General features: G+C 68.2%; 27 protein-coding genes. 10 read left to right on the top strand and 17 right to left on the bottom strand.

The features are described from left to right. Positions 1–111 precede the first annotated feature (111 nt). Positions 112–1,554, top strand: coding sequence for a cytochrome ubiquinol oxidase subunit I (locus ACW17Y_RS09270; protein WP_492035436.1), 1,443 nt, complete (start codon positions 112–114; stop codon positions 1,552–1,554). After that, on the top strand, positions 1,554–2,591 hold the full coding sequence (cydB, locus tag ACW17Y_RS09265; RefSeq protein WP_492035435.1) for a cytochrome d ubiquinol oxidase subunit II: 1,038 nt from the start codon (positions 1,554–1,556) through the stop codon (positions 2,589–2,591). Before ACW17Y_RS09270 ends, cydB begins: the two co-directional genes overlap by 1 nt. 212 nt (positions 2,592–2,803) lie before the next feature. On the opposite strand, the gene ACW17Y_RS09260 is transcribed toward cydB, so the two are convergent. Then, positions 2,804–3,295, bottom strand: a complete 492-nt coding sequence (locus ACW17Y_RS09260; protein WP_492035434.1) for a hypothetical protein — start codon at positions 3,293–3,295, stop codon at positions 2,804–2,806. 100 nt (positions 3,296–3,395) lie between these two features. Between ACW17Y_RS09260 and ACW17Y_RS09255 the strand changes: the two genes are divergently transcribed. Beyond that, a complete protein-coding gene (locus ACW17Y_RS09255) occupies positions 3,396–3,761 on the top strand; it encodes a hypothetical protein (RefSeq protein ID WP_492035433.1) in 366 nt (121 codons plus the stop codon). On the opposite strand, the gene ACW17Y_RS09250 is transcribed toward ACW17Y_RS09255, so the two are convergent. The 8 genes from ACW17Y_RS09250 to ACW17Y_RS09215 all read right to left on the bottom strand — a co-directional run bounded on the left by ACW17Y_RS09250 (position 3,758) and on the right by ACW17Y_RS09215 (position 10,070). Further along, positions 3,758–4,162, bottom strand: coding sequence for a YkgJ family cysteine cluster protein (locus ACW17Y_RS09250; protein WP_492035432.1), 405 nt, complete (start codon positions 4,160–4,162; stop codon positions 3,758–3,760). The genes ACW17Y_RS09255 and ACW17Y_RS09250 overlap by 4 nt on opposite strands. Further along, positions 4,159–4,500: a VOC family protein gene (locus ACW17Y_RS09245; RefSeq protein ID WP_492035431.1), complete on the bottom strand. Its 342-nt coding sequence runs from the start codon at positions 4,498–4,500 to the stop codon at positions 4,159–4,161. The genes ACW17Y_RS09250 and ACW17Y_RS09245 overlap by 4 nt, the downstream gene beginning before the upstream one ends. Before the next feature lie 195 nt (positions 4,501–4,695). Continuing rightward, positions 4,696–5,670: an alpha/beta hydrolase gene (locus ACW17Y_RS09240; protein ID WP_492035430.1), complete on the bottom strand. Its 975-nt coding sequence runs from the start codon at positions 5,668–5,670 to the stop codon at positions 4,696–4,698. Beyond that, the gene (locus ACW17Y_RS09235; RefSeq protein WP_492035429.1) at positions 5,670–6,851 is read right to left on the bottom strand and encodes a thiolase family protein; all 1,182 of its coding nucleotides are present in this window, start codon (positions 6,849–6,851) and stop codon (positions 5,670–5,672) included. Before ACW17Y_RS09235 ends, ACW17Y_RS09240 begins: the two co-directional genes overlap by 1 nt. Positions 6,852–7,107: 256 nt before the next feature. Further along, a complete protein-coding gene (gene gatA / locus ACW17Y_RS09230) occupies positions 7,108–8,586 on the bottom strand; it encodes an Asp-tRNA(Asn)/Glu-tRNA(Gln) amidotransferase subunit GatA (protein ID WP_492035428.1) in 1,479 nt (492 codons plus the stop codon). Positions 8,587–8,588: 2 nt separating this feature from the next. Continuing rightward, the gene (gatC, locus tag ACW17Y_RS09225) at positions 8,589–8,876 is read right to left on the bottom strand and encodes an Asp-tRNA(Asn)/Glu-tRNA(Gln) amidotransferase subunit GatC (protein ID WP_492035427.1); all 288 of its coding nucleotides are present in this window, start codon (positions 8,874–8,876) and stop codon (positions 8,589–8,591) included. 73 nt (positions 8,877–8,949) lie between these two features. Next, the gene (locus ACW17Y_RS09220) at positions 8,950–9,474 is read right to left on the bottom strand and encodes a hypothetical protein (RefSeq protein WP_492035426.1); all 525 of its coding nucleotides are present in this window, start codon (positions 9,472–9,474) and stop codon (positions 8,950–8,952) included. A gap of 62 nt (positions 9,475–9,536) precedes the next feature. Further along, the gene (locus tag ACW17Y_RS09215; RefSeq protein ID WP_492035425.1) at positions 9,537–10,070 is read right to left on the bottom strand and encodes a hypothetical protein; all 534 of its coding nucleotides are present in this window, start codon (positions 10,068–10,070) and stop codon (positions 9,537–9,539) included. Between the two features lie 68 nt (positions 10,071–10,138). On the opposite strand from ACW17Y_RS09215, the gene ruvX reads away from it, so the two are divergent. The 4 genes from ruvX to pyrC are packed head-to-tail and all read left to right on the top strand — an operon-like array spanning position 10,139 to position 13,843. Then, positions 10,139–10,618 (top strand): Holliday junction resolvase RuvX, encoded by a 480-nt coding sequence (gene ruvX / locus ACW17Y_RS09210; RefSeq protein ID WP_492038274.1) that lies wholly within the window; start codon positions 10,139–10,141, stop codon positions 10,616–10,618. Further along, the gene (locus ACW17Y_RS09205) at positions 10,615–11,538 is read left to right on the top strand and encodes an AEC family transporter (RefSeq protein ID WP_492035424.1); all 924 of its coding nucleotides are present in this window, start codon (positions 10,615–10,617) and stop codon (positions 11,536–11,538) included. The genes ruvX and ACW17Y_RS09205 overlap by 4 nt, the downstream gene beginning before the upstream one ends. Positions 11,539–11,588: 50 nt before the next feature. Beyond that, on the top strand, positions 11,589–12,569 hold the full coding sequence (locus ACW17Y_RS09200; RefSeq protein WP_492035423.1) for an aspartate carbamoyltransferase catalytic subunit: 981 nt from the start codon (positions 11,589–11,591) through the stop codon (positions 12,567–12,569). Beyond that, positions 12,566–13,843: a dihydroorotase gene (gene pyrC / locus ACW17Y_RS09195; RefSeq protein ID WP_492035422.1), complete on the top strand. Its 1,278-nt coding sequence runs from the start codon at positions 12,566–12,568 to the stop codon at positions 13,841–13,843. The genes ACW17Y_RS09200 and pyrC overlap by 4 nt, the downstream gene beginning before the upstream one ends. Here pyrC and ACW17Y_RS09190 read toward each other — a convergent pair. Then, the gene (locus ACW17Y_RS09190) at positions 13,840–14,082 is read right to left on the bottom strand and encodes a DUF2164 domain-containing protein (RefSeq protein WP_492035421.1); all 243 of its coding nucleotides are present in this window, start codon (positions 14,080–14,082) and stop codon (positions 13,840–13,842) included. The two genes, pyrC and ACW17Y_RS09190, sit on opposite strands and share 4 nt — an antisense overlap. Then, complete coding sequence (gene abc-f / locus ACW17Y_RS09185; protein WP_492035420.1) at positions 14,082–15,962, bottom strand: ribosomal protection-like ABC-F family protein; 1,881 nt, start codon at positions 15,960–15,962, stop codon at positions 14,082–14,084. Before abc-f ends, ACW17Y_RS09190 begins: the two co-directional genes overlap by 1 nt. Positions 15,963–16,111: 149 nt before the next feature. Here abc-f and ndk point away from each other — a divergent pair, with 149 nt between their 5' ends. Both ndk and ACW17Y_RS09175 read left to right on the top strand, forming a co-directional pair. Continuing rightward, positions 16,112–16,531 (top strand): nucleoside-diphosphate kinase, encoded by a 420-nt coding sequence (ndk, locus tag ACW17Y_RS09180; protein ID WP_492035419.1) that lies wholly within the window; start codon positions 16,112–16,114, stop codon positions 16,529–16,531. A gap of 184 nt (positions 16,532–16,715) precedes the next feature. Continuing rightward, positions 16,716–16,925: a YMGG-like glycine zipper-containing protein gene (locus ACW17Y_RS09175; RefSeq protein WP_492035418.1), complete on the top strand. Its 210-nt coding sequence runs from the start codon at positions 16,716–16,718 to the stop codon at positions 16,923–16,925. A 104-nt stretch (positions 16,926–17,029) separates the two neighbouring features. Here ACW17Y_RS09175 and ACW17Y_RS09170 read toward each other — a convergent pair whose 3' ends face one another. The 4 genes from ACW17Y_RS09170 to purM all read right to left on the bottom strand — a co-directional run bounded on the left by ACW17Y_RS09170 (position 17,030) and on the right by purM (position 22,230). Then, positions 17,030–19,090, bottom strand: a complete 2,061-nt coding sequence (locus ACW17Y_RS09170) for a M13 family metallopeptidase (RefSeq protein WP_492035417.1) — start codon at positions 19,088–19,090, stop codon at positions 17,030–17,032. A gap of 71 nt (positions 19,091–19,161) precedes the next feature. After that, the gene (gene purN / locus ACW17Y_RS09165; RefSeq protein WP_492035416.1) at positions 19,162–19,764 is read right to left on the bottom strand and encodes a phosphoribosylglycinamide formyltransferase; all 603 of its coding nucleotides are present in this window, start codon (positions 19,762–19,764) and stop codon (positions 19,162–19,164) included. Then, positions 19,761–21,140 (bottom strand): M28 family peptidase, encoded by a 1,380-nt coding sequence (locus tag ACW17Y_RS09160; protein ID WP_492035415.1) that lies wholly within the window; start codon positions 21,138–21,140, stop codon positions 19,761–19,763. Before ACW17Y_RS09160 ends, purN begins: the two co-directional genes overlap by 4 nt. A 58-nt stretch (positions 21,141–21,198) precedes the next feature. Next, on the bottom strand, positions 21,199–22,230 hold the full coding sequence (purM, locus tag ACW17Y_RS09155; protein WP_492035414.1) for a phosphoribosylformylglycinamidine cyclo-ligase: 1,032 nt from the start codon (positions 22,228–22,230) through the stop codon (positions 21,199–21,201). Between the two features lie 80 nt (positions 22,231–22,310). Between purM and rnd the strand changes: the two genes are divergently transcribed. Beyond that, positions 22,311–23,459, top strand: a complete 1,149-nt coding sequence (gene rnd / locus ACW17Y_RS09150; RefSeq protein ID WP_492035413.1) for a ribonuclease D — start codon at positions 22,311–22,313, stop codon at positions 23,457–23,459. A 3-nt stretch (positions 23,460–23,462) separates the two neighbouring features. Here rnd and ACW17Y_RS09145 read toward each other — a convergent pair whose 3' ends face one another. Both ACW17Y_RS09145 and ACW17Y_RS09140 read right to left on the bottom strand, forming a co-directional pair. Further along, positions 23,463–23,828 (bottom strand): VOC family protein, encoded by a 366-nt coding sequence (locus ACW17Y_RS09145; protein ID WP_492035412.1) that lies wholly within the window; start codon positions 23,826–23,828, stop codon positions 23,463–23,465. Positions 23,829–23,868: 40 nt separating this feature from the next. Continuing rightward, the gene (locus ACW17Y_RS09140; RefSeq protein ID WP_492038273.1) at positions 23,869–25,290 is read right to left on the bottom strand and encodes a Ppx/GppA phosphatase family protein; all 1,422 of its coding nucleotides are present in this window, start codon (positions 25,288–25,290) and stop codon (positions 23,869–23,871) included. Positions 25,291–25,297 lie beyond the last annotated feature (7 nt).

Below are 25,297 nucleotides of genomic sequence, written 5' to 3'. Positions count from 1 at the left end.
CACTGATGGATGAAATACCGCGACGGACTGTCGCGCGTCGCGGCATGCGCTGGACAAGGTTGCCCCGCAGGCCCACGCCGCTGCCCATATACGGCCATCAGGATACCGCCCGTGGACCTCGACGCTCTCTTGTTGTCGCGACTGCAATTCGCCTTCACCATCGCCTTTCACATCCTCTTCCCGGCCTTCACGATCGGGCTGGCGGCCTATCTGGCCGTGCTGGAGGGTTTGTGGCTCTGGACGAAGCGCGAGGCGTTCAAGGTCCTCTACCTGTTCTGGGTCAAGATCTTCGCCCTCAGCTTCGGCATGGGCGTCGTGTCCGGCGTGGTGCTCAGCTACCAGTTCGGCACGAACTGGAGTGAGTTCATCCGCCTGACGGGCGGGGTGATCGGGCCGCTGCTGGCCTATGAGGTGCTGACGGCCTTCTTCCTGGAGGCGTCTTTCCTGGGGGTCATGCTGTTCGGCTGGAAGAAGGTCGGACCGAAGCTGCACTTCGCCTCCACCCTGCTGGTGGCTATCGGGACGACCATCTCGGCCTTCTGGATCCTGTCGGCCAACAGCTGGATGCAGACGCCCCAAGGGTTCCAGATCATGGCCGACGGCCGGTTCCAGGCCACCGACTATATGCAGGTCATCTTCAACCCCAGCTTCCCGTCGCGACTGGCGCACATGCTGCTGGCCGCCTTCCTGACGACAGGGCTGGTCGTCGGCGGGGCCTCGGCCTACCGGCTGCTCAAGGACCGCGCCGCCGGCGTGAAGACCGGGGGCTGGAGCGAGAGCCGGATTGCGCTGGTCATGGCGGTGGGCCTGATCGCCGTACTGGCGCCCCTGCAACTGATCGTCGGCCACGCCTCGGGAGAGGTCGCGCACAAGTATCAGCCGTCCAAGACCGCCGCCATCGAAGGCTACTGGGAAACCCGAGCCGATCAGCCGCTTCACCTGTTCGGCATCCCTGATCGCGACGCGCAAAAGAACCATTTCGAGGTCTCCATCCCTGGCGTCGGCAACTGGATCCAGGGCGTGCCGAAGGATGAGGTCATCCAGGGCCTGGACAGCTGGGCGCGAGAGGATCAGCCGCCGCCCTTCATTCCCTTCTTCGGCTTCCGGATCATGGTCGGCCTGGGTCTGTTGATGATCGGCCTGGGGGCCTGGGGTGCAGTGCTGATCTGGCGGAAGCGGATCTTCGAGAGCCCGCTGTTCCTGCGTTTCGCCGTCCTGATGGGACCGACCGGCTTCATCGCCGTCCTGGCCGGCTGGATGGTCACCGAGGTCGGACGCCAACCGTGGGTCGTCTACGGGGTGCTGAAGACGCGCGACGCCGTCTCGCCGGTCATCGCCAGCCAGGTCGCGACCTCGCTGATCGCCTATATCCTGGTCTACTCCGTGGTGTTCACCGCCGGGGCCATCTTCATCCTGAGATTGATGGCCGAGGGACCGGTCGCCGCCGTGACCGCACCGCCGCCGCGCGGACAGAGACCGCCGGGCACGCCGCTGGCCCAGGCGCCCGAAGACACCACCCCTGACGGACCCGACGGCGTTCGTGGAGGCACGTAATGACCCTCGACCTGCAACTGATCTGGGCCGGACTGATCGCCGTCGCTGTCCTGCTCTACGTGACGCTGGACGGGTTCGATCTCGGCATCGGAATCCTGTTCCCGTTCGCGAAGACGCCGGGCGAGCGGGATGTGATGATGAACACGATCGCCCCGGTCTGGGACGGCAACGAGACCTGGCTGGTGCTGGGAGGAGGGGGGCTGCTGGCGGCCTTCCCGCTGGCCTATTCGGTGCTGATGCCGGCGCTGTACCTGCCGATCCTGCTGATGCTGGCGGGCCTGATCCTCAGAGGGGTGGCGTTCGAGTTCCGCTTCCGGGCGCGGGACAGGGGGCGCAAGTTCTGGACCCAGATGTTCGCCGGAGGATCGATCCTGACGGCGGTGGCGCAGGGGCTGGTGCTGGGGGGTTTCATCCAGGGCGTGACGGTGCGCGACGACCGGTTCGCGGGCGGACAATTCGACTGGCTGACGCCCTATACCCTGCTGGTCGCCGCCGGTCTGGTGGCCGGCTACGCCCTGCTGGGCGGGGCATGGCTGATGATGAAGACGAAGGACAATCTGCATGGTGACGCCAGGCGCTGGACCAGTATTTCAGCGTTGGCGGTGACGGGGCTGCTGGCGGCGGTCAGCGTGGCGACGTTGGCGATCCATCCGCGCATTGCGGCGCGGTGGGGCTTCGACCTGCATGACGGGTTCGCGCTGGAGCTGGCGGATTTGCTGCCGCTTTTGCCGATCCCGCTACTGGGCCTGATCGGTCTGGGCATCGTGTTCGTGATGAGCCGCAAGGGGTCGCACCGCTGGCCCTTCGTCGGCGCCCTGCTGGTCTTCCTGTCCGGCTATCTGGGGCTGGCCGCCGGGTTCGCACCCTATATCGTGCCCTATGCCCTGAACTTCCGACAGGCGGCGGCGCCCGACAATGCGCTGGCTCTGATGCTGGTCGGGACGGCAGTCATCCTGCCCCTGATCCTGGCCTACACCGGCTGGGTCTACTGGGTGTTCCGCGGCAAGATCGACGAGGAGGCCGGCTATCATCATTGAACCCGTACCCCCGCCCGAGGCGGACGAAGACAGCGGCCCCTTGTGGAAGAAGCTGGCCTGGTTCGCGGCCCTGTGCGTCGCCGGATCGGTCGCAGTCGCGGTCGTCGCCTATGTGCTGAGAAGCTTGCCGTTCATGGGCTGAAAGGCGATGGTCTTCCCATGTCGCATGCGCTCGTACTCGCCGCCCTCCTGATTGCCGGATCGGGTCAAAGTCAGACCCCGGCCCAGCCCGCGCCGTCCGTCGGCAGCGCCCTGACCCGCAGCCTGAACTCGGCGCCGCCATCGGCGGTCGCCGCGCCGCCGCGCACCGCGCCCATGCCTCTGCCTGCCGCCAGCGCGCCGCCTTCGGCCACCGCTCCGGCGCCCCTGTCACCGTCCGTCTCGAGCGCGCCGGGTGCATCGGCGCCTGCAGCCGTCACGCCACGATCGACCCCGGCGCCGCCACCGATCATCTCCGGTCCCCCCCGGGCCCGGCCGAGCGGCGACGCTCCCGTCGCGCCGAGACCGTCGGCCCCCGTGACGGCCGCGCCGACGACGCCTGCGCCAACCGTCGTCGCGCCGACGCCTCGTCCCGCGACGGCGGCTCCGGCAACGGCAGTTCCGGTTCCGCGCGCCACGGGTCCTGCGCCCGCCACGGCGGCTCCCGCGCCTCGGGCGACGCCCGCCCCGACCACAACCCCGCGGGCGACGCCCGCGCCAACCACGATCGCTCCGGCTCCGTCCCCGCGAGTGACACCTCCTGTAGCAACTGTGCCCGTAACCGCGCCTCCGGTCGCAGCGCCAGTTGCACCGCCGCCTCCGCCGATGACGGTGCTGGACGCGCCGGCGATCCGGGCCCTGCCGTTCACGGTCGATCTCCCGGCCGGGTTCACCATCACAACCGGCCGACCGGGGCCGAACTTCAACATCTGGACGATCCGCAGGGGCCAGCAGCCGCTGGTGATGGTCTATGCCGGACCGGCGTCGCAGTTCCCGATCTACTCGGGCGAGGTGGTCGAGGCCGGGGCCCGCGCCTCGGTCGTGGCGACCGAGGACGGCCGTCGCGTCGCACTGGAGCACCTGTTCACCCGCACGACCGCGCCGCAGGAGGTCCACGTCTGGATCACCAGCGTGGATGGCGCCGACCGGACCCTGGCGGAACGGATCGGCCAGTCCATCGACGTCCGCTAGGCCCGCCGCACCGGCGTATCCGTCTCGGCCAGTCGGACCCCGCGCTTGCCCGCGAAGACGAGCACTTCCTGACCCTCGGCAGCGGCCCAGCGGCGTAGTTGGGCCTCATAGGGCTCGCGCCGCCAGTCATGGGGCCGGGCGGCGTCGCATTCGACGATCAGGCGCGCGCCGCCCAGCTCGGAATGAAGGACGAAGCCTGAGGTCGTCGGTTTCCAGCTGTCGTCCAGCGCTTCGGTCAGCAGCCACAGGCAGTTGAAGACGCGGCAGTCGTTCGGCCGGTCCTCATAGATGGCGCAGCCGGTCGTCTTGCCGAAATGGCGGCACCAGCGGCCCGCAGGCTTCTCAAGGGCGGTGACGCCCATGATCTTGCAACACAGGCCGCAGTCGCCGCAGGACTTCATCCGCCCTCGGACCAGACCGCCAGCTCGTTTCCGGACGGGTCACGGAAGTGAAAGCGCTGGCCGCCGGGGAAGTCGAAAATGGGTTTCAGGATGGTGCCGCCGGCCGCCTCGACCTTCTCCAGCATGGCCGGGAGGTTCTCGGCGTAGAGGACGGGGAGGGGCGCTGCTGGCCGTTCGGGGTCGGCGTCGAAACCGCCGTCCAAGCCCTGGTCGAAGGCGGCGTAGGTGGGGCCATAGTCCTGGAAGGTCCAGCCGAAGGCGGCGGCATAGAAGGCCTTTGTTTCCGGCAGGCCGGTGGAGGGCAGCTCCAGATAGTCGAGTTTTCCGTCGCTTCGCATGGTCGTCATCCGATCAAAAAGCCGCCGGAAACCGGCTTGCCACGACGCGGAAGACGACGCAATGTTGCGAACAACTCGCAAAAACAGGTGTCAGGGTGATCGTTCTGTCGACAGGCTCGGAAGCCTTGATCCGCCTGATGCGGGAGGTGAAACCACGCCCGGTGACGACGCCTTCGAAACCTGTGGATCGCGCCGTTACGCGGTAAGCCAGCCGTTCCGGCGACCGAAGGCCTGGACCAGTTCGGGCCACACAGCGGCAGGCTTTCCGGCGATCAGGCGGATGCCGAAGCCGTGGCCGCCCTCCTGAAACAGATGGGCCTCCGAGGTCACATGCCCGGCGCGCAGGGCGGCCAGCAGGTGCAGGCTGTTCTCCGGGGGCACGCTGGCGTCGTCGAGGGCGTGGATCAGGACGGTGGGGCCGACGCCGGTCCAGTCCATCCTGTCGAGCGACCATGCGGTGATCTGTTGGGGCGCGGGGGAGGTCCCCAGCAGATGCTCGCGCGATCCCTTGTGGGCGAAGGGATCGGCCAGGGTGGCGACGGGGTAGAGCAGGACGTTCAGGTCGGGCCGATGCGAGACCTCATCGGCCGAATCGACGGCCTCATAGGTCGCGTCGGACCGGGCAGCCAGCAGACCGGCCAGATGGCCGCCGGCGGAGGCGCCCAGGCAGGCGATCCGTGCCGGATCGACGCCGTAGTCATCGGCGTGGGCGCGGATCAGGCGCAGCGCCCGCTGGGCATCCTGCAAGGGCGCATTCGGCCCGGCGGCCCAGCCGTCGGCGGGCAGACGATAGCGCAGGACGAAACAGGTGATGCCTGCGGCCGCGAAGACGCGGGCGACGTCGAACCCCTCCTTGTCCAGCACGGCCCAGCGATAGCCTCCGCCCGGGATCAGCAGCAGGGCCGCGCCGTTCGGTCGGTCGGGCCTCATGACCGTCAGGATCGGGTCGGTCGTGTACTGGGCATAGCGGTCGTGGAACGACGGATCGGTCGACCGTTCGGGCACAACCGGCGTGACGGTGACGGCTTCACCGCCGGGCGCGCCGTTGGGCCAAAGGTGCACGACTTCAGTCGGGTCGGCGGGGGCAATCGTCTGGGCCTGGACGGCGCCGGCCGCCGCAGCGGTCACAGCCGCCGCGCCTAGGAGGGAGCGACGGCTGAGATCGATCATCAGGCCAGCTCGACCGCGAGAGCCACGGCCTCGCCGCCGCCGATGCAGAGGCTGGCGATCCCCTTCGACTTGCCCCGGGTCTGCAGGGCCGAGATGAGGGTCGTCAGCACCCGCGCGCCCGAGGCGCCGATGGGGTGGCCCAGGGCGGTCGCGCCGCCGTTCACGTTCAGCTTCGCGTGGTCGATGCCCATCTCCTGCATGGCGATCATGGGGACGACGGCGAAGGCCTCGTTGATCTCCCACAGGTCGACGTCCTCGACCGACCATCCCGCCTTCTTCAGCGCCTTCTGCATGGCCGGGACCGGTGCCGTGGTGAACAGGCCCGGCTCATGGGCGTGGGCCGCGTGGCTGACGATGCGGGCGACGACGGGCAGGTTCAGCGCCCGGGCCACGCTCTCGCGCGTCATGACCAGGGCGGCGGCGCCGTCACTAATCGAGGAGGCGTTGGCGGCGGTGATGGTGCCGTCCTTCGAGAAGGCGGGCTTCAGGGTCGGGATCTTCTCCGGCATGGCTTTGCCGGGCTGTTCGTCTTCGGTGACCGTGACCGTCCCCTTGCGGCCCGAGACCTCGACCGGAGTGATCTCGGCCTTGAACGCGCCGCTCTCGATCGCCTTCAGCGCACGGCTGAGGCTTTCGAGGGCGTAGGCGTCCTGCTGCTCGCGCGTGAACTGGTAGGTCTGCGCCGAGTCCTCGGCGAAGTTGCCCATCAGCTTGCCGGGCGTATAGGCGTCCTCCAGCCCGTCCATATACATGCTGTCGACGATGACATCGTGGCCGATGCGCGCGCCGCCGCGGTGCTTGTTCATCAGGTACGGGGCGCCGGTCATCGACTCCATGCCGCCCGCAACGATGATGTCGGCGCTGCCGGCCGCGAGGCTGTCGGACGCCATCATCACGGCCTGCAGGCCCGAGCCGCACATCTTGTTCACGGTGGTCGCCTCGACATGCTGGCCGAGACCGGCGCCGATGGCCGCCTGACGCGCCGGGGCCTGGCCGAGGCCGGCCGGCAGGACGCAGCCCATGTAGATCTGCTCGATCTTGTCCGGCGACACGCCCGACCGCTCGACCGCCGCCCGAACCGCTGTGGCCCCGAGTTCGGTCGCCTTCACGCCGTTGAAGGCTCCCTGGAAGCCGCCCATGGGCGTGCGGGCGAAGGCGACGATGACGACGGGATCGGACATGGATGGGCTCTCACGGTGACGTGGTGCGGATGTAGCGCTCACCGGGGGGGATTGCGAGGGGAGCGATTTTCCTTCTCCCCCTGAGGGAGAAGGTGGCCGAGCGAAGCGAGGTCGGATGAGGGGTCAAGCTGGCGTTGAAGCTCAGCATCGATCCGCCCATTCCGGCTTTGGGTGGGACCCCTCACCCGACCGCGCAAGGACGACGGCTACGCCGCCGTGCGCGGGCTCCCTCTCCCGCAAGGGGAGAGGGAAGAGGTCACCACCAGCGCTCGGCCTTGCCGACGCCGCCCGCCGCCTGTTCCAGCGCTGCGCCAACCTGGAGCACCGTCGCCTCGTCCAGCGCCTTGCCGATCACCTGCAGACCCAGCGGCAATCCGTTGGAATCCACGCCCGCGGGCACCGAGATCCCCGGCAGACCGGCGAGGTTGGCTGTCACCGTGAAGACGTCGTTCAGATACATCGTCACCGGATCGATCTGCTTGTCGCCCAGGGCGAAGGCGGCCGACGGGGTCGACGGAGTCAGGATGGCGTCGACCTGACCCCAGACCTTGTCGAAGTCCTCGGCGATGCGACGGCGGACCTTCAGGGCCCGGACGTAGTAGGCATCGTAGAATCCGGCCGACAGCACATAGGCGCCGATGACCAGGCGGCGCTGGACCTCCTTGCCGAAGCCCTCGGCGCGGCTGGTCTCATAGAGGTCGGTCAGGCTGGTCGCCTTTTCCGCCCGATGACCGAAGCGCATGCCGTCATAGCGGGCCAGGTTCGACGACGCCTCGGCCGGGGCCACGATATAGTAGGTCGGCAGGGCGTATTTGGTATGCGGCAGGGAGATGTCGACGATCTCGCAGCCGGCGTCGCGCAGCCAGGCCACGCCCTGATCCCACAGGGCCTGGATCTCGGCGGGCATGCCGTCGACGACGTATTCGCGCGGCACGCCGATGCGCAGCCCCTTGACCGACTTGCCGACCGAGGCGGACCAGTCGGGCGTCGGGATGTCGAGGCTGGTCGAATCCTTGATGTCGAAGCTGCACATGGACTGCAGCATCAGGGCGGCGTCCTCGACCGTCTTCGTGATCGGCCCGGCCTGATCCAGCGAGGAGGCGAAGGCGACCATGCCGAACCGGCTGGCGCGGCCGTAGGTGGGCTTGATCCCGACCGTCCCGGTGAAGGCGGCGGGCTGGCGGATCGAGCCTCCCGTGTCCGAGGCCGTGGCCGCCAGGCACAGGTCGGCGGCGACGGCCGAGGCGGACCCGCCCGACGACCCGCCGGGGGTCAGGTCGGCGTTGGACGCCTTGGATTTCCACGGGTTCACGACCGGACCGAAGGCCGAGGTCTCGTTCGACGAGCCCATGGCGAACTCGTCCATGTTGAGCTTGCCGAGCATGACCGCCCCGTCGCGCCACAGGTTGGCGGTGACGGTGGATTCATAGGGCGGCACGAAGCCGCGCAGCATGTTGGAGCCGGCGGTCGTCTGGACGCCCTCGGTGCAGAACAGGTCCTTGATGCCCAGAGGCGCGCCTTCCAGGGCGCCGGCGGTTCCAGCCGCGATACGGGCGTCGGAGGCCTTCGCCATGTCGATCGCCTTCTCCGGCGTGGTCACGACATAGGCGTTCAGGGTCGGGTTGGCGGCCTCGATGTTCGAGACGAAGGCGCGGGTGATCTCTTCCGAGGAAAAGGCCTTGGCTTTCAGGCCGTCGACGGCGGCCTTGAGGGTCAGTTTGGTCAGGTCGCTCATGACTATTCGACCACCTTGGGCACGACGTAGAAACCGTCCGCGGATTGCGGCGCGTTCGACAGGACCGCCTCGACCTTCGCGCCGTCCGTGACGACGTCATCGCGCAGGCGAAGCGGCTGGGCGACATTGGAGGTCATCGGCTCAACGCCGACGACGTCGACTTCGTTGAGCTGGTCGATCCAGGCCATGATGCTGTTCAGCTCGCCGGCGAGAGGCTCCAGCCGGTCGTCGGGGGTCTTGATGCGGGCGAGGTGCGCGACCTTCCTCACCGTCTCTGCGTCGATGGCCATGCGGCCCTCCGATAGTCTCAGTGCAAGCGGGCGGGATTAGCCGCCCGTGCCGCGCTGCACAAGGACCGCAGGCCTACTGAGCGGGCGTTACGGTGAGGTTGGTCGGAGGCGCCCCCTCGTCGCCCGGCGTCCACGAGACGATGACCTTGCGGTGGCGGTCGCCGATCTCGCCGGTGGCCTCGTCGTAGACGCTTTCATGCAGGTCGAGATCGACGCGGCCGATCTCGGACGCCAGGACCGTATAGTCCAGAATGTTTCCGAGGTTGTAGATTACCCAGCCGTCGCCGGGCGAGGTGAAGAAGGCGATGTAGGTGTACAGTCCATTCGCGGCCGGATCGCCGCCCGCCGTTCCGAACATCTTGGCGCTGCCAGCGCCAACCCAGTCGACCCGCACGACGCTGGCGGCGGACATCAGGCTCTCGTCAGTTTCCGGTTCCGGGGTCAGCGGCGTCGCGGTTCCCGTTGCGGTCAGCGGGGCGGCCTGGGCGGCGGCGGGGGCCTCGGTCGTGGAGGCGACCTTGGCCGCCGGTGTGGCGTCACAGGCGCCGGCGGAGACAGCGATCGACAGGGCAATGGCGGCAGGCAGGCGAGACGACATGAAACTCTCTCCGTTATGGTGAAGCTTCACTTTCGCGCTCCCCAAACGGCATGGCAAGCCGGTCAGGTCGCGGGCGTGACGGTCAACGCCGTCGGCGGGCCGCCGTTGGGGCCGTCGGTCCAGGCGAGGATGATCTTGCGTTCGTGCGGAACCAGCTCGCCCTTCGCCTCGTCGTAGGCGGCTTCGCTGAGCGTGATGCCGATCTTGCCCGCCTGCACCGAGACCACCTCATAGGCCTCGACATCGGCGATCGGATAGATCGCGGACGACTGTCCATCGACCATGAAGCTGGCGTAGACGTGCAGGCCGTTGACGCCCGGGTCATTGCCCCGCACGCCGAACAGATGGACCGGCTGTTCCGAAAAATCATCGACCTGTACGACGCCGGCGGCCAGTTGCAGGTCGTCATTGTCCGGGTTGATCGCGGCGATCGTCTCCGCGGCTCCGGCGGCCGTCAGGGGCGGGGCCAATTCGGCAGCCTTCGCCGCCACTTCGTCGTTCGTTCGGGTCGTGTCGACCGCCGGCGCAGGCTTGCAGGCGGCGAGCGAGATCGACGCGGCGAGAACGCCGGCGGCAAGAATCAGACGATGCGGCATGGGGGCCCTCCAAGGCTGACATTATGCTGGGCTTTGACAGGGGGGATGGCAACGCCTACCGCGCCCCTGTGCCCGTATTGAATCTGACAGACCTGCCCGCCGCCTGCCCGCCCGGCACCGCCTGGATGGGGCTGGATCTCGGCGAGACGACCATCGGGATCGCCGTCTCGGACACCACCCGCCTGATCGCCAGCCCGCTGCAGCTCATCCGGAAATCGAAGTTCACCGCAGAGGCCCAGGCCCTGTTCAAGCTGATGGATGCGAGGAAGGTGTCGGGCCTCGTCATCGGCCTGCCCGTCAATATGGACGGGACCGAGGGGCCGCGCGCCCAGTCGTGCCGGGCCTTCGCGCGCAATCTGGAGCGGTTCCGGCCCGTGAACGTCGCCTTCTGGGACGAGCGGCTGTCGACCTCGGCGGTCGAGCGGTTCCTCATCGACGAGCTGGACCTGTCGCGAAAGCGGCGCGCAGGGGTGGTCGATCGGACGGCCGCCGCCTGGATCCTGCAGGGAGCGCTGGATCGGGTTCGCGATCAGCAGACCTGGGTATGATCGCCCTGTTCGCCGGGGTCCTGCCGGTCTTCATCATGATCGCACTCGGCTACGGGTTGAAGAAGACAGACTTCCTGCCCGATGCGACGTGGCGGCCGATCGAGAAGCTGTCGATCAATCTGCTCTATCCGGGCTTTCTGATCCCGGCGATCTGGGGCGCGGACCTCTCGGGCGGCAGCGCGGGCGCGGCGGCGGGGGCGGCGGTGATCGCGGTCCTGATCGTGTCGGCCGGGACCCTGCTAGCCAAACCGCTGATGACGATCGAGGGCCCGGCCTACACCAGTGTTTTCCAGGGCGTGATCCGCTGGAACAGCTTCGTCTTCCTGCCGGTGATCCAGACCTCGTTCGGGGCCGAGGGGTTGGCGCTGGCGGCGGTGATGATCGCCTGCATCATTCCGGTGACCAACATCTCCTGCGTCGCCGTGCTGGCGAAGTGGGGCGCGGATCAACGCGTCGTGACGCCGTGGGCGCTGGGCAAGGCGATGCTCGCCAATCCCATCCTGCTGGCCTGTCTGATCGGACTGGCGCTGAATTTCGCCCGTGTGCCGAGGCTGCCGGGGATTTCGGATACGCTGGAACTGCTGGGGTCCGCCGCCCTGCCGCTGGGGCTGATTATCGCCGGCGCGGGCCTGAGCTTTGCCGAGGTGGCGCGGCGCAAGTTCACCATCGCGGGCGTCACGTTCGTGAAGCTCATCATCATGCCGCCCCTGATGTGGGGCCTGTGCATCCTGCTGGGCGGGGATCATCTGGCGCAGGGCGTAGCGATGCTGTGCGGAGCCGCCCCGGGCGCAGCGGCCTCCTATCTGCTGGCGCGTCAGATGGGCGGGGATGCGCCCCTGATGGCCGGAGTCATTGCCCTGACGACCGTGGTCAGCGCCGCGATGATCCCGCTCTTGCTGTTCATCTATCACCTGACTTGAGGCCCATCCTTCTTGAGATCGGGCGTCGGGGTCCGTATAGCCGGGCTTTAATGACCCAGCATGATGCAGCCGCCGACCTGATCGCCGACCGGCTGGTCCCGTTCCCGAAATCGCATTTCCTCGCCGCGGCGGATCTGAACCCGCCGTTCGTGCTGAGCCTGCTCGATCTCGCGGATGCGTTCGTCGATCTGAACCGGCAGTCGACCAAGCAGCTCGACCTGCTGCGAGGCCGGACGGTCATGAACCTGTTCTTCGAGAACTCGACCCGTACCAGCTCCTCGTTCGAGATCGCGGCCAAGCGACTGGGCGCCGACGTCGTGACCATGCCGGTGCAGGCGTCGTCGGTGAAGAAGGGCGAGACCCTGATCGACACCGCCGTCACCCTGAACGCCATGAAGCCGGACATCCTCGTCGTTCGCCATGGCGCCTCGGGCGCGGCGGCCCTGCTGTCGCAGAAGGTCGGGTGCGCGGTCGTCAACGCGGGCGACGGCCGTCACGAACATCCGACCCAGGCCCTACTGGACCTCTTGAGCCTGCGCCGCGCCTTCGGGGACGTTGGCGGGCTGACCGTCGCCATCTGCGGCGACATCGCCCACAGCCGGGTGGCGCGCTCCAATGTTGCGCTGTTGTCGATGATGGGCGCGAGGGTGCGGCTGATCGGGCCGCCGACCCTGGTGCCCGGCGATGCCGACCGCTGGGGCTGCGAGGTCTTCCATGACATGCGCGAGGGCCTGGCGGGCTGCGATGTCGTCATGATGCTGAGGCTGCAGCTGGAGCGGATGGACGGGGCGCTGGTCCCCTCGACACGTGAGTATTTCCGCTTCTGGGGCCTCGACCGCGAGAAACTGGCCTGGGCCAACGCCGGGGCCAGGGTCATGCATCCGGGACCAATGAACCGGGGGGTGGAGATCGATTCCGACGTCGCCGACGACCTGACAGTGTCGCTGATCCAGGACCAGGTCGAGATGGGGGTCGCGGCGCGGATGGCGGTGCTGGCCTCGCTGTCGGCTCGTCTGGAGGGCGCGGCATGAGCTCGCAGGCCATCATCAACGCCCGCCTGCTGGACCCGGCGAGCGACTACGACGGCCCCGGCTCGGTGGTCATCGAGGACGGCGTCATCACCCGCGTCGAGCGCGGGTCTGTCGCGGTCTCGGCCACGGAAATCCTCGACGCGCGCGGCCTCTGCCTTTCGCCTGGCCTGATCGACATTCGCGTGCGCACCGGCGAGCCGGGCGCCGAGCCCAAGGAGACGCTGAAGTCCGCCAGCCTGTCCGCAGCGGCCGGCGGGGTCACCACGGTGGTCATCCAGCCGGACACCGATCCGGCTGTGGATGATCCGGCCATGGTTGATTTCATCCAGAGGCGGGGCGCGGCCCTGAACCTGGTCAACGTGCGGGCGGCGGGCGCGGCGACGAAGGCGCGCGACGGCAAGCGGATGGCCGAGATCGGCCTGATGCACGAGGCCGGCGCCCTGTATTTCACCGACGGCGACCACGTCATCGCCGACAGCCGCGTGCTGCAGCGGGTCATGGCCTATGCGACGGCCTTCAATGCCCTGATCGCCTGTCGGCCGGCCGATCCGTGGCTGACCGAAGGCTCGGTGGCGACATCGGGCGAACTGGCGACACGGCTGGGCCTGTCGGGGGCCCCGGCCATCGCCGAGCGCATCCAGCTTGAGCGCGACCTGGCCCTAGTCGAACAGACGGGCGTGCGCTTCCTTGTGGATCAAATCTCGACCGAGGCGGCGCTGGAGGTGCTGGCGCGGGCGCGGGGCAGGGGGCTGGAGGTCGCGGCCTCGGTCTCGATCAACCACCTGTGCTTCAACGAGATCGATATCGGCGACTACCGCACCTTCTTCCGCCTGGAGCCGCCGCTGCGGCCCGAGAGCGACCGGCGGGCCCTGATCGAGGCGGTCCGCGACGGCCTGATCGAGGCCATCACCTCGGCCCACACCCCCGCGCCCGCCGAGGACAAGCGTCGCCCGTTCGCCGAGGCCGCGCCTGGAGCCGTGGGTCTGGAGACCTTGCTGCCCGCGGCCCTGAGCCTGCATCACGAGGAGGGGCTGGATATCCTCGACGTGCTGCGGCCGCTGACCCATGGGCCAGCGACCTTGCTGGGGCTGGACGCGGGCGTGCTGGAAGCCGGAGCGCCGGCGGACCTGATCCTGTTCGACCCCGGCGCGCCGGTGATCGTGGATGCCGCGACGCTGCGGTCAAAATCGAAGAACTCGCCCTTCGACGGGCGCAGGCTTCAGGGACGGGTGGAGATGACGATCGTCGGCGGACGAGTGGTGTTCGGGGGCTAGGGTTTCCGCTCCAGGGCATACAGCGCCTCGGCCATCTCGTCGGCCTTCGCTGCGATCAGGGCCTGAGCGTCGTAAACCGCGCGATTGTAGACGGCATGGCCCAGTGTGTTGGCGAAGAAATCCATCAGCATCGACGCCTGCAGGTCGCCGATCTCCTGATCCAGTTCGTCGCGCACGAAGGCCTTGATGCGCGGTATCAGGTCGCGCTGCTCTTCCTTCGAAAAGACGATCGGCTTCATCAGGAGATCTCGGCGAGGGTTTCCTCCGCGGTCATCCAGGCGGCTTCGGCGGCGTCGAGGTCGATCTGGGTCCTGGCGCGGGCGCGGGTCAGGCCTTCCAGAGCCTTCGGATTGGACACGGCGGCGTTGGCGAGGTCGTCGTCGATACGGGCGATCTCGGCGGTCAGGGCGACGACGCGTTCCTCCGCCTTCTTGACTGCGTGGCGCAGGGTCGACGGCGAAGGGCCGGACTTCTGCTTCTGGGGCCTGGCAGCCGGAGCGGAGGCGACAGCCGCCTCTTCCTTCTTGATCTGGCTGGGCTTCACCGCGGCCTGTTTGGCGCGGTCGAGGACGAACCTGGCGTAGTCGTCCATGTCGCCGTCGAATGGCTTCACCGTGCCGTCGGCGGCCAGCCAAAGCCGGTCGGCGACCATCTCCATCAGCGACCGGTCGTGGGTGATCAGGATGACGGCGCCCGTGTAGTCGTTGAGTGCATCCAGCAGGGCCCGGCGACTGTCGATGTCCAGGTGGTTGGTCGGTTCGTCGAGGATCAGGACGTGCGGCGCCTCCATGGCCACCATGTTCAGCAGCAGGCGCGCGCGCTCGCCGCCGGACAGGCTGTCGACCGTGGTCTCCTGCTTCTCATAGTTCAGGCCGAACTGGGCCAGCTTTGACCGACGCGCGCTTTCGGGCGCATCCGGCATGGCGCGGCGGATGATCTCCAGCGGCGTGTCCGTCGGGTCCATCGCCTCGATCTGGTGCTGGTGGAACCAGCCCACGCGCATCTTCTTGTCGCGGTGCAGTTCGCCCTCGGTGACCTTGAGCGCGCCCGCGATCATCTTGGCGAAGGTCGACTTGCCCGCGCCGTTGACGCCCAGGAGGCCGATGCGGTCGTCCAGATCCATGCGCAGGTTCAGATTGCGCAGGATCGGCCGGCCGGGCTCGTAGCCGACATTGGCGCGCTCCAGCCGGATCAGCGGCGGGGCCAGAGGACGCGGCGGGGAGGGCAGGGTGAAGGGGGCGACGCGTTCCTCGATCGTGGTCGAGACCGGCTGCATCTTGGCCAGACGCTTCATGCGCGACTGGGCCTGGGCGGCCTTGGAGGCCTTGGCCTTGAACCGGTCGACGAAGGACTGGAGGTGGGCGCGTTCGGCGTCCTGCTTGGCCTTTGCCGACAGCTGCAGGCGGGCCTTCTCGGCACGCGCCTGTTCGAACTGGTCGTAGTTGCCGGTGTAGATTTCCAGCTTGCGGTTCGCCAGGTGCAGGATGTGGGTGCAGACCTCGTTCAGCATCTCGCGGTCGTGGGAGATGATCAGCGCCGTCGCCGGGTATTTCTTCAGCCGCGCCTCGAGCCACAGGGCGCCTTCGAGGTCGAGGTAGTTGGTCGGTTCATCCAGCAGCAGCATGTCGGGCTGGGCGAACAGGGCGGCGGCCAGGGCGACGCGCATGCGCCAGCCGCCGGAGAACTCCGACATCGGACGCTGCTGGTTCTCGTGGTCGAAGCCGAGACCGGCGAGGATTTCAGCGGCCCGGGAGGGCGCGCCGTCGGCGTCGATCTCGATCAGCCGTGTCCAGATCTCGCCCATCTCCTCCGGCTCGGCGGTCTCCAGACGGCCCAGCAGGTCGTGGCGCTCGGTATCGGCTTCCAGAATCGTCTCGACCACGCTGACGGGGGTGGCCGGGTGCTCCTGATCGACCGAGCCGATGCGGGCCGTCTTCGGCAGGGAGACCTCGTCGCCGTTGCCGGCCAGTTCGCCCAGGATGATCTTGAACAGGGTCGACTTGCCGATGCCGTTGCGGCCGACCAGACCGACCTTGGAGCCCGGCGGCAGGCTGACCGAGGCGTCGTCCAGAAACTGGCGACCCCAGGCGTTGAACGTCAGGTTGGTGATCTGGAGCATGGCGAAGACAAACGTCCGAAGGGCGAAAATCCGCTCCTCAAGCAGCGAGCCGCCGCGCGGGGAACGATAGGAGCCAACATCATGTTGGAAACCGGGGAGGCGGCGTCTATAAGCCCGCGACCTTCAAACTCCCAACAAGAAGTCTCCTCATGACCGACCGTACCTTCTCGATCATCAAGCCCGACGCCACGCGCCGCAACCTGACGGGCGCCATCAACGCCGTGATCGAGGGCGCCGGCCTGCGCATCGTCGCCCAGCGCCGCATCAAGCTGACCGAGGCCCAGGCCAAGAAATTCTACGAAGTCCACGCCGAGCGTCCGTTCTACGGCGAGCTGGTCGGCCAGATGATCGCCGAGCCGGTCGTTGTCCAGGTTCTGGAAGCCGAAGGCGCCGTCGCCAAATACCGCGACGTCATGGGCGCCACCAACCCGAAGGACGCTGCCGAGGGCACGATCCGCAAGCTGTTCGCCCTGTCGATCGGCGAGAACTCGGTCCACGGTTCGGATAGCGAAGAGAACGCCGCGATCGAGATCGCCCAGTTCTTCACGGACGCCGACATCGTCGGCTAAACGCTTGAAATAAAAGCTCGCTCAAGCAGCAAGCGACCGCGAGCCTGTCCTGCGGCCGATCGGAGATCGGACCGGGGGACGAGCGATAGCGAGCCTTCAGGAAAGCCCCGCGTCCGGAACCGGACGCGGGGCTTTTCGTTTGGTCTCCACGGCATCCCCCCGGGCCGACACAGGAGATTTCACCATGAAGACGATCATCAAGATGGCCCCGCTGGTCGGCGCCATGGCCCTGCTGGCCGCCTGCGGCACGACGATGGAACAGCGCGCCGCGACGGGCGCGATCGGCGGCGCGCTCGCCGGCCAGGCCATCGGCGGCGACACCGGCTCGACCGTGGCCGGCGCCGCGATCGGCGGCGTGGCCGGCGCAGCGACCACGCCGCGTCGTCCGCGCTAAGCGCGACGCACCACGAACGGGCTCAAGCCGCGCGCGACCGCGTCGCGAGCGATCGCCCACTAAAAAGAAGAAAGGCCCCGGATCGCTCCGGGGCCTTTTCACAACTACCAGATCCGGGCCCGGGCTTCGGGGGCCAGATACTGTTCGTCGCCGGGCTCCACGCCGAAGGCGGCGTACCAGGCGTCGATGTTCCGGGGCGGGACGGCCGCGCGGTACATGGCGGGGGCGTGGGGGTCGGTCGTGACCTGCTGGCGCAGATAGGCGTCGCGGCTGTTGGTCCGCCACACCTGGGCCCAGCCCAGGAAGACGCGCTGATCGCCGGTCAGGCCGTTGATCACCGGGGCCGGCTGGCCGTTCAGCGACATGCGGTAGGCGTCCAGCGCCATCAGCAGACCGCCCAGGTCGGCGATGTTCTCGCCCATGGTCAGGTCGCCGTTGACGGTGGCGCCTTCCACAGGCGACAGGGCCGAGTATTGCGCGCCCAGGACCGCGGCCCGCTCCTCGAACTTCCTCGCGTCCTCGGCGGTCCACCAGTCACGCAGCACGCCGTCGCCGTCGGTCTTGCGCCCCTGGTCGTCGAAGCCGTGGGTGATCTCGTGGCCGATGACGGCGCCGATACCGCCGTAGTTGACCGCCGGATCGGCGCGCGGATCGAAGAAGGGCGCCTGCAGGATGGCGGCCGGGAAGACGATCTCGTTGCGCGGCGGGTTGTAGTAGGCGTTCACGGTCTGGGGGGTCATGCCCCATTCCAGCGGGTTCACGGGGCGATCCAGCTTGGAGAGGGCGAACTCCCACTCGAAGGCCGACGAGCGTTCGACGTTGCCGTACAGATCGCCGGCCACGAGGTTCAGCCCGTCATAGGAGCGCCATTCGTCCGGATAGCCGATCTTCACCCCGAAGCGGCTCATCTTGTAGAGGGCCTGTTCCTTGGTCTCCGGGCTCATCCAGTCGAGGTTCTGGATGCGGACGGTCATGGCGGCCCGCAGGTTGGCGACCAGCTCCTCCATCTGGGCCTTGGACTCGGCCGGGAAGTGGCGGGCGACGTATTCGCGGCCCAGGGATTCACCCAGCGAACCCTCGACCAGGGTCACGCCGCGCTTCCAGCGGGGCTGGATCTCCTGCTGACCGCTGAGGGTCTTGCCGAAGAACTCGAACCGGGCCTGGACGAACGGGTCGGACAGATAGGGGGCGGCCTGGTCGATGACGTGGAAGGCTTCCCACGACTGCAGGGTCGAGATCGGGGTCTCGGCGAAGACGCGGGCCATGCCGGGGAAGGCGGTGTTGTTGGCGGCGATCAGGGTGCGGTCGGCGCCGAGGCCCGCGGCGGTCGCCCATGCGGCCCAGTCGAAGCCGGGAGCGGCCGTGTTCAGTTCGGCCACGGTCATCGGGTTGTAGAGCTTGTCGATCTGGCGGTTCTCGACCTGGGTCCAGTGTTCCCGGGCGATCGCGGTCTCGAAGGCCAGGATGGCGTCGGCGGCGGCGGCCGGCTCGGGCCAGCCGGCCAGGGTCAGGGCCTGTTCGATGTAGACGCGATAGGCGGCCTTCTGGGTCGCGAACCGGTCTTCCAGATAGTAGTCGCGGTCAGGCATGCCGATGCCGCCCTGAACGACATAGGCCGAGGTGCGATCCGGGGTGCGCAGGTCCTCGAAGGCCTGAACGCCGAAGATGCTGGCGCCGAAGCCATACTGGGTGCGGCCCATCAGGGTCGCCAGCTTCTCGCGGGTGTCGGCGGCGCGGACCTCGGCCAGATCGGCCTGGAGCGGCGAGGCGCCGAGGGCGTTGACGGCGGCTTCGTCCAGGAAGGCGGAATACATGGAGCCGATGCGGGTCGCGTCTGCGCTGGCGCCCGGGTTGGCGGCGCTTTCGTCGATGATGGTGCGCAGATTGGCGTCCGAACGGTCCCGCAGAACCGTGAACATGCCGTAGGAGGCCTTGTCGGCCGGGATCGGCGTGTTGGCCAGATAGGTTCCGCTGGCGTAGCGGTTGAAGTCTTCACCGGGCCGGATCGAGGTGTCCATGCCGTTCAGGTCGAAGCCGAAGACGCCGATCTCGGCCTGATCCTCGGACGGGATCTCGACGGGCAGGGGCGCGGTCTGGGCCAGAACCGGCGAGGCGAACATGAGGGCGGCGCCGGCGGCGCACGCCATGAGGCGGAGTCTGGACATGAAGGATCCCTGTCTGAATTTCGCGGACACTGACTCCGGCGCGGCCGGTTGTCGCGGGCAAAGCGCGATGATTACGAAGTTATAATCCGGGCCCGGCAGAAGTCGGCCAGCGCGCGCGGGTAGAGGGCGTGCTCGGCCTGCAGGACGCGCTGGGCCAAGGTCGCGGGCGTGTCGTCGGCGACGACCGGCACGGCCTGTTGGGCGATGACAGGGCCTTCATCCACCCCCTCGGTGACCAGATGGACCGTGCAGCCGGCCTCGGCGTCGCCGGCCGCCAGGGCGCGGGCGTGGGTGTCGAGACCGGGATATTTCGGCAGCAGACTGGGGTGGATGTTCAGCATCCGGCCGTCCCAGGCGCCCACGAGGAAGGGCGTGAGCAGGCGCATATAGCCGGCCAGGGCGATGACATCGGCGCCTACAGTCTTCAGTTCCGCCTGAATCGCGGCCTCGTGGGCGGCCCGGTCCTTGCCGAAAGGCCTGTGATCCACGGCGGCGGTGGCGACGCCCTTGGAACGCGCGACCGCGAGGCCGCCCGCCGCCGGGTCGTTGGACAAGACCAGAACCACCTCATAAGGCGCACCGGCCGCCTGACCCGCGTCGATCAGGGCCGCCATGTTGGATCCGGCGCCGGAGATCAGCACGGCCACCCGGACGCGGGCCCCGGTCTGGCTCATCGGGCGGGAGGCGGCGGCGGGTCGCCGACCGACACGAAGGCGCCGGCCGGGCCGGGATAGACGACCGGGCTCTCGAACCCGTCGTCGGAAATCGCCGAGACGCCGAAGAAATAGTCGTCGATCGGGATGCCGGCGAGCACGAGCGACGTCGCCGTTCCGGCCGAGCGGTTGAAGGTCCACTGGGGCGCCGTCGTCGATCGCCACCAGACGCGATAGCCCGCCGCGCCCGGAACCGCCGACCAGCGCAGGGTGGTGTCCGGCTTGACCGCGCCTTCGATGGTGACGTCAGCAGGGACCATGGGGGCGGAGGCGAGCGCCGCCATGGTGGCGATGTTCAGCCGCGCGACCTGGGCCAGGTAGTCGAAGTCCACGCCCTCGATCGTGTCACCGTATTCGACGCCGTTCTCGGTGCGCAGGTCCTGGTGCTGGCGGTCGTAGTTCTCGGCGCCCTCGGAGATGCGCACGGCGGGGAAGCCGGCGCGCAGCATCTCGACCTGATCTCCGCCGCGTCCGAAGCGATCGGTGCGATAGATCATGTCGACGTCGAAGTTCGCCAGATAGCGATCGGCGATGCCGTCGACGTAGCGGGCCAGATTGCGCGAGGATGAGTCGACCTCGCCGCCGTTGTAGCGACGGCGATCCGCTTGCAGCGCCGTCTCCACCGTCTTGGTGCCCTCGGAGAAGACGCGGACGCGGGTGGTGTCGCGGACGCCCGACTGGCCTTCCGAGTTGCCGACGATGTCGTTGTTCAGATTGGCCTCGACGACCCAGCCCTGGGCCTTGGCATAATCCGCCAGGATCTTGCCGCCCAGCAGACCCTGCTCCTCGCCCGAAAGGACGGCATAGACCAGGGTGGCGTCGAACGTGTGTTTGGACAGGACGCGCGCGGCCTCCAGCACGGCCGCAACGCCCGAGGCGTCGTCATTGGCGCCCGGCGCGTCGGCGGTGAAGTTCATCACGTCGGTGACGCGGCTGTCGATGTGGCCGGAGATGATGATGACCCGGTTGGGGTCGCCCGTCCCACGCTGGATGGCGACCACATTGACCACCTCGGTCGGGGTCGGGACGCGGGCGCCGGTCACGGTGTCAGCCGGCAGGGCGATTTCGAGGCAGGTCCCGCACTCGGCAGAGATGCGGCGGAACTCGCGCTCGGTCCAGCGACGGGCGGCGCCGATTCCGCGCGTCTCGGATCGGGTTTCGGACATGGTGTGGCGGGTGCCGAAGCTGACAAGCGCTGTGATGTCGGCATGCATCCGGTCGGCCTCCACCCGGGAGACGACGGTGTGCAGCAGCGGCTGTTCGATGGCGGCGGGTGTCTGGGCCTGGGCCGTGAAGGGGACGGCTGCCAGCAGGGCGGCGAGGGCGATCAAGCGCATGCGGAACTCCAGATTCGAGGCAAACTAACCGCATCCCTCTCCCGCCGGGAGAAAGAAGTTAGACCAGTTGCCCGCAGACGAACGCCGCTTCACCGGCTTCCAGCAATCCCGCCAGCACGTCTTCGGCATTCTCCGGCGCGACGATCAGGATGAAGCCGATGCCGCAGTTGAAGGTCCGGCGCATCTCGTGGTCCGAGATGCCGCCCGTCTCGGCCAGCCACTGGAACACAGGCGGCAGAGGCCAGGCGTTCCAGTCGAACTCGGCCGACAGGCCCTCGGCGATGCAGCGGGGCGGGTTCTCGATCAGACCGCCGCCGGTGATGTGCGCCCCCCCCTTGACCAGGCCAGCCTTCATCAGCGGCAGGACCGACTTCACATAGATGCGGGTCGGTTCCATCAGCGCCTGGGCCAGCGAGCGGTCCTTCGCGAACGGCGCGTCGTCCGACCAGGCCAGGCCCGAACGGTCCACGACCTTGCGGATCAGCGAATAGCCGTTGGAGTGCGGGCCCGACGACGCCAGGCCGATGATCAGGTCGCCGGTGTTCTGCAGATCCAGCCGGGGCAGGGCGTGGCCGCGCTCGACGGCGCCCAGCGAGAAGCCGGCCAGGTCGTAGTCGCCGCCCGAGTACATGCCCGGCATCTCGGCCGTCTCGCCGCCGACAAGAGCCGCGCCCGCCTGACGGCAGCCCTCAGCGATTCCCGACACCACCCGACGCGCCGCGTCGATCTCCAGCTTTCCGGTGGCGTAATAGTCGAGGAACAGCAGGGGCTCGGCGCCCTGGGCGAGCAGGTCGTTCACGCACATGGCGACCAGGTCGATGCCGACGCCGTCATGACGGCCCGTCTCGATGGCGATCTTCAGCTTGGTGCCGACGCCGTCGGTCGTGGAGACGATCAGCGGATCCACGAACCCCGCCGCCTTCAGGTCGAACAGGGCGCCGAATCCGCCCAGAGAGGGCTCGGAACCGGGGCGCGCGGTCGACTTCGCGAGGGGCTTGATATGCTCGATCAGCATGTCGCCGGCATCGATGTCCACGCCTGCATCGGCATAGGTCAGGCCGTTCGGCAGCGGATTATTCGTGTCGCTCATCGCTCACAGGCCTGGAATCGGTGCTGAAATATGGTCGCGGCTCTTGCCACGACGGCGTCGGGCGGGGCTATAGCATTTCAATGACGCCGATCACCACCAATGACGCACTGGTTCAGTTCTGTGCCGCCGTCGCCGAAGCTCCGTTTATCGCTGTGGACACCGAGTTCATGCGCGAGACGACCTACTGGCCCAAGCTGTGCCTTATCCAGGCCGCCACGCCGGAGCACGAGGCCATCATCGATCCGCAGGCTGAGGGCCTGGATCTGGAGCCCTTCCTGGACATCCTGCGCGATCCGAAGATCGTGAAGGTCTTCCACGCCGCGCGTCAGGACACGGAAATCTTCGTCAAGCTGGGCGCCATGCCCAAGCCGATGTTCGACACCCAGGTCGCGGCCATGGCCGCCGGGTTCGGCGATCAGGTCGCCTATGACGGTCTGGTTCGCCAGATGCTGCGTATCGATCTCGACAAGGGAAGCCGGTTCACCGACTGGTCGCGCCGTCCGCTGTCGGACGCCCAACTGACCTATGCCATCGGCGACGTGACCCATCTGGCGGCGCTGTATCCGAAGCTGCGCGACCGGCTGAACAAGGACGGCCGCCTCGACTGGGTGACGCAGGAGATGGAGGATCTGGTCGATCCGGCCCTCTACGACACCGATCCTGAAAAGGCGTGGAAGCGGCTGAAGCCCAAGAAGTACAACGCGAAATACCTCGCCGCCTTCAAGGCGACGGCGGTTTGGCGCGAGCGAGCGGCCCAGGACCGCGACCAGCCGCGCGGCCGCATCCTGAAAGACGAGGCGATTGACGAGATCGCGACCCAGGCCCCGATGGATGTCGAGGCCTTCAACCGCCTGCGTTCCGTGCCCAAGGGATTTGGCGGTTCGCGTCTCGGCCTTGAGCTGACCGAGGAACTGAAGCGCGTCATGGCGGACCCGGAGGCGCACGCGCCCAAGCTGGATCGTCCGGCCCACAACCAGCCCGCGCCGCCGTCGGTGGTCGAACTGCTGAAGGTGCTGCTGAAGGCCAAGAGCGACAATGCGGGCGTGGCGTCCAAGCTGATCGCCAACGTCGCCGACCTCGAACGCATCGCCATTGACGACAACGCCCCGGTCGAGGCGCTTATCGGATGGCGGCGTCAGCTGTTCGGCGAGGACGCCCTGAAGCTCAAGCGCGGCGAGATCGCCCTGGTCCTTAACGGCGCCCGCGTCGAGGTCGTCGAGATCGAGTAGTCGTTACGGCTGGGCCGCCGGCTGCCACAGCTCGATGGGGTTGCCCTCGGGGTCGTGGATGCGGGCGAACTGGCCGACTTCCGGCATTGCGTCCCACTCCGGCTTGGTGATCACTTCGATCCCGGCGGCGGCGAGACTGGCCTTCAACCCGTCCAGATCGTCGACCCGCAGGTTCATCATCCATGACTTGTCGGCCGCGAAATAGTCGGTGTCGGCCTTGAACGGCGAGAAGACGGTCGGCCCCGCCTGCTGGGGCCAGACGAACACACCCTCTGGCGCGCCGACGCCGAGGTGTTCCAGATACCAGGCCGCCAGGGCCTTTGGGTCTCTGGAGCGGAAAAAGAACCCGCCGATGCCGGTGACAGCCATGATCGCCTCCCTGTTCGGACGCACGATGGGCCGGGCCGCGTCAGATTTCCAGCTTGAGCCCCATCGCCTCGGCCAGAGCCTTGGCGCGGCGCCGCGTCTGCTCGCCCAGCAGGACGTCGGCATAGCCTGAGGACGCGGCAAGTTTCAGCACGCCGTTCTTCACGGTGACCGAGGCGTTGGCCAGCAACTGGGGCGAACGTCCGGACAGGTCGCAGCCCAGTCGCATGGCCAGGCCCAGAGCCCGGGCGCTGGCGCGGGCGTCGTCGCTCAGAAGCCGGTCGACGACGGCGGGGGCGGGGGTGGAGGCTCCACCGCCGTAGCGGCCGTTCAGGGCGCAGGCCAGCCAGACCCGCTCGGGATGGGTCTGGCCCGGGATCGGCGCGCGCAGGACCTGGTCGAACACCAGCTCGAGCCGGTGATCGGGGTGCAATCGGGCGCCCAGATCGGCCAAGCGGCAGGCGGCGGCGGCGAGCACGGCGTCGCGCTCCGGGCTGAACGCCTGGGGCAGGGCCGCGATGACATCGCCGAGCCAGGCGTTGAGCGCGGCGGGCATGGCCGGCGAGATGCCCTGACGTGCGCCCAGTGCGGCGGTCCCGGCGATCAGCGGGTCGGCGGGCGCCTCGTCCTGATCGAGAGTCTCGTACAGCAGGCCCTCGCGCAGGCCCCAGGCCGAGAAGGTGATGGTCTTCAGCCCCAGGGTGTCGATCAGCCCCTCCAGCACCAGGGCGGCATAGGGCAGGGTTTCGGCGCGCCTTTTGGACACGCCGGGCAGCCGGTCCAGCGACGCCTTCGACTGCTGCGCCACCAGCCGCGCGACGCCGCGCGCATCCTCGGCGCTCATCGCATACTGGTGGACGATACGGAGCGGATAGTCGCTCATCTCCATGTGCAACTGGGCCAACGACCGCCAGCCGCCGCCTACGGCGTGGAGTTCACTGGCGGAGAACCGCTTCGCCGCCGGTTTCAGCCGTTCCGCGATTGTGGCGCGCAGCCGTCCGGCGTCGAACCCTCCGGGATCCGCCAGGCTGAACGGCCCGAGCGGCAGGGTGACGCCTGACGACGCCGTTCCATCCCCGACCCTGATGAGTTCCAGGCTCGACCCGCCCATGTCGGCGGCGACGCCGGTCGAACGGGGCTCCCCGGCCAGAACGCCCAGCGCGGCATATTTGGCCTCTTCCTCGCCGGTCAGGACACGGACGCGCAGGCCGGTCGTGGCGGCGACGCGGTCGCAGAAGTCCGGACCGTCACGGGCTTCGCGCACGGCGGCGGTGGCGGCGACAAAGGTATAGGCCGGTCGCACGCCCTCCAGTACGGCCGCGAACCGGCGAAGGGCGATCATCGCCATCTCGACGCCCGCAGGCGACAGCTTGCCGGTTTCGGGCAGATCGCGGCCCAGCCCGGCCAGGACCTTTTCGTTGAACACGGTCCAGATGGCTCGGCCTTCCAGCCGGTACAGCACCATGCGGACG

The sequence above is a fragment of the Brevundimonas sp. AVps7 genome, from assembly GCF_058681545.1.
This window is presented reverse-complemented; position numbering and strand designations above follow the sequence as displayed.

What these genes read in the sequence shown, in the direction of transcription:
- cydB (WP_492035435.1), top strand. Translation starts at nt 1,554, where the DNA reads ATGACCCTCGACCTGCAACTGATCTGGGCCGGACTGATCGCCGTCGCT.
- ACW17Y_RS09255 (WP_492035433.1), top strand. Translation starts at nt 3,396, where the DNA reads ATGACGGTGCTGGACGCGCCGGCGATCCGGGCCCTGCCGTTCACGGTC.
- ACW17Y_RS09250 (WP_492035432.1), bottom strand. Translation starts at nt 4,162, where the DNA reads ATGAAGTCCTGCGGCGACTGCGGCCTGTGTTGCAAGATCATGGGCGTC.
- ACW17Y_RS09245 (WP_492035431.1), bottom strand. Translation starts at nt 4,500, where the DNA reads ATGCGAAGCGACGGAAAACTCGACTATCTGGAGCTGCCCTCCACCGGC.
- ACW17Y_RS09240 (WP_492035430.1), bottom strand. Translation starts at nt 5,670, where the DNA reads ATGATCGATCTCAGCCGTCGCTCCCTCCTAGGCGCGGCGGCTGTGACC.
- ACW17Y_RS09235 (WP_492035429.1), bottom strand. Translation starts at nt 6,851, where the DNA reads ATGTCCGATCCCGTCGTCATCGTCGCCTTCGCCCGCACGCCCATGGGC.
- gatA (WP_492035428.1), bottom strand. Translation starts at nt 8,586, where the DNA reads ATGAGCGACCTGACCAAACTGACCCTCAAGGCCGCCGTCGACGGCCTG.
- gatC (WP_492035427.1), bottom strand. Translation starts at nt 8,876, where the DNA reads ATGGCCATCGACGCAGAGACGGTGAGGAAGGTCGCGCACCTCGCCCGC.
- ACW17Y_RS09220 (WP_492035426.1), bottom strand. Translation starts at nt 9,474, where the DNA reads ATGTCGTCTCGCCTGCCTGCCGCCATTGCCCTGTCGATCGCTGTCTCC.
- ACW17Y_RS09215 (WP_492035425.1), bottom strand. Translation starts at nt 10,070, where the DNA reads ATGCCGCATCGTCTGATTCTTGCCGCCGGCGTTCTCGCCGCGTCGATC.
- ACW17Y_RS09205 (WP_492035424.1), top strand. Translation starts at nt 10,615, where the DNA reads ATGATCGCCCTGTTCGCCGGGGTCCTGCCGGTCTTCATCATGATCGCA.
- ACW17Y_RS09200 (WP_492035423.1), top strand. Translation starts at nt 11,589, where the DNA reads ATGACCCAGCATGATGCAGCCGCCGACCTGATCGCCGACCGGCTGGTC.
- pyrC (WP_492035422.1), top strand. Translation starts at nt 12,566, where the DNA reads ATGAGCTCGCAGGCCATCATCAACGCCCGCCTGCTGGACCCGGCGAGC.
- ACW17Y_RS09190 (WP_492035421.1), bottom strand. Translation starts at nt 14,082, where the DNA reads ATGAAGCCGATCGTCTTTTCGAAGGAAGAGCAGCGCGACCTGATACCG.
- abc-f (WP_492035420.1), bottom strand. Translation starts at nt 15,962, where the DNA reads ATGCTCCAGATCACCAACCTGACGTTCAACGCCTGGGGTCGCCAGTTT.
- ndk (WP_492035419.1), top strand. Translation starts at nt 16,112, where the DNA reads ATGACCGACCGTACCTTCTCGATCATCAAGCCCGACGCCACGCGCCGC.
- ACW17Y_RS09175 (WP_492035418.1), top strand. Translation starts at nt 16,716, where the DNA reads ATGAAGACGATCATCAAGATGGCCCCGCTGGTCGGCGCCATGGCCCTG.
- ACW17Y_RS09170 (WP_492035417.1), bottom strand. Translation starts at nt 19,090, where the DNA reads ATGTCCAGACTCCGCCTCATGGCGTGCGCCGCCGGCGCCGCCCTCATG.
- purN (WP_492035416.1), bottom strand. Translation starts at nt 19,764, where the DNA reads ATGAGCCAGACCGGGGCCCGCGTCCGGGTGGCCGTGCTGATCTCCGGC.
- ACW17Y_RS09160 (WP_492035415.1), bottom strand. Translation starts at nt 21,140, where the DNA reads ATGCGCTTGATCGCCCTCGCCGCCCTGCTGGCAGCCGTCCCCTTCACG.
- purM (WP_492035414.1), bottom strand. Translation starts at nt 22,230, where the DNA reads ATGAGCGACACGAATAATCCGCTGCCGAACGGCCTGACCTATGCCGAT.
- rnd (WP_492035413.1), top strand. Translation starts at nt 22,311, where the DNA reads ATGACGCCGATCACCACCAATGACGCACTGGTTCAGTTCTGTGCCGCC.
- ACW17Y_RS09145 (WP_492035412.1), bottom strand. Translation starts at nt 23,828, where the DNA reads ATGGCTGTCACCGGCATCGGCGGGTTCTTTTTCCGCTCCAGAGACCCA.
- ACW17Y_RS09140 (WP_492038273.1), bottom strand. Translation starts at nt 25,290, where the DNA reads ATGGTGCTGTACCGGCTGGAAGGCCGAGCCATCTGGACCGTGTTCAAC.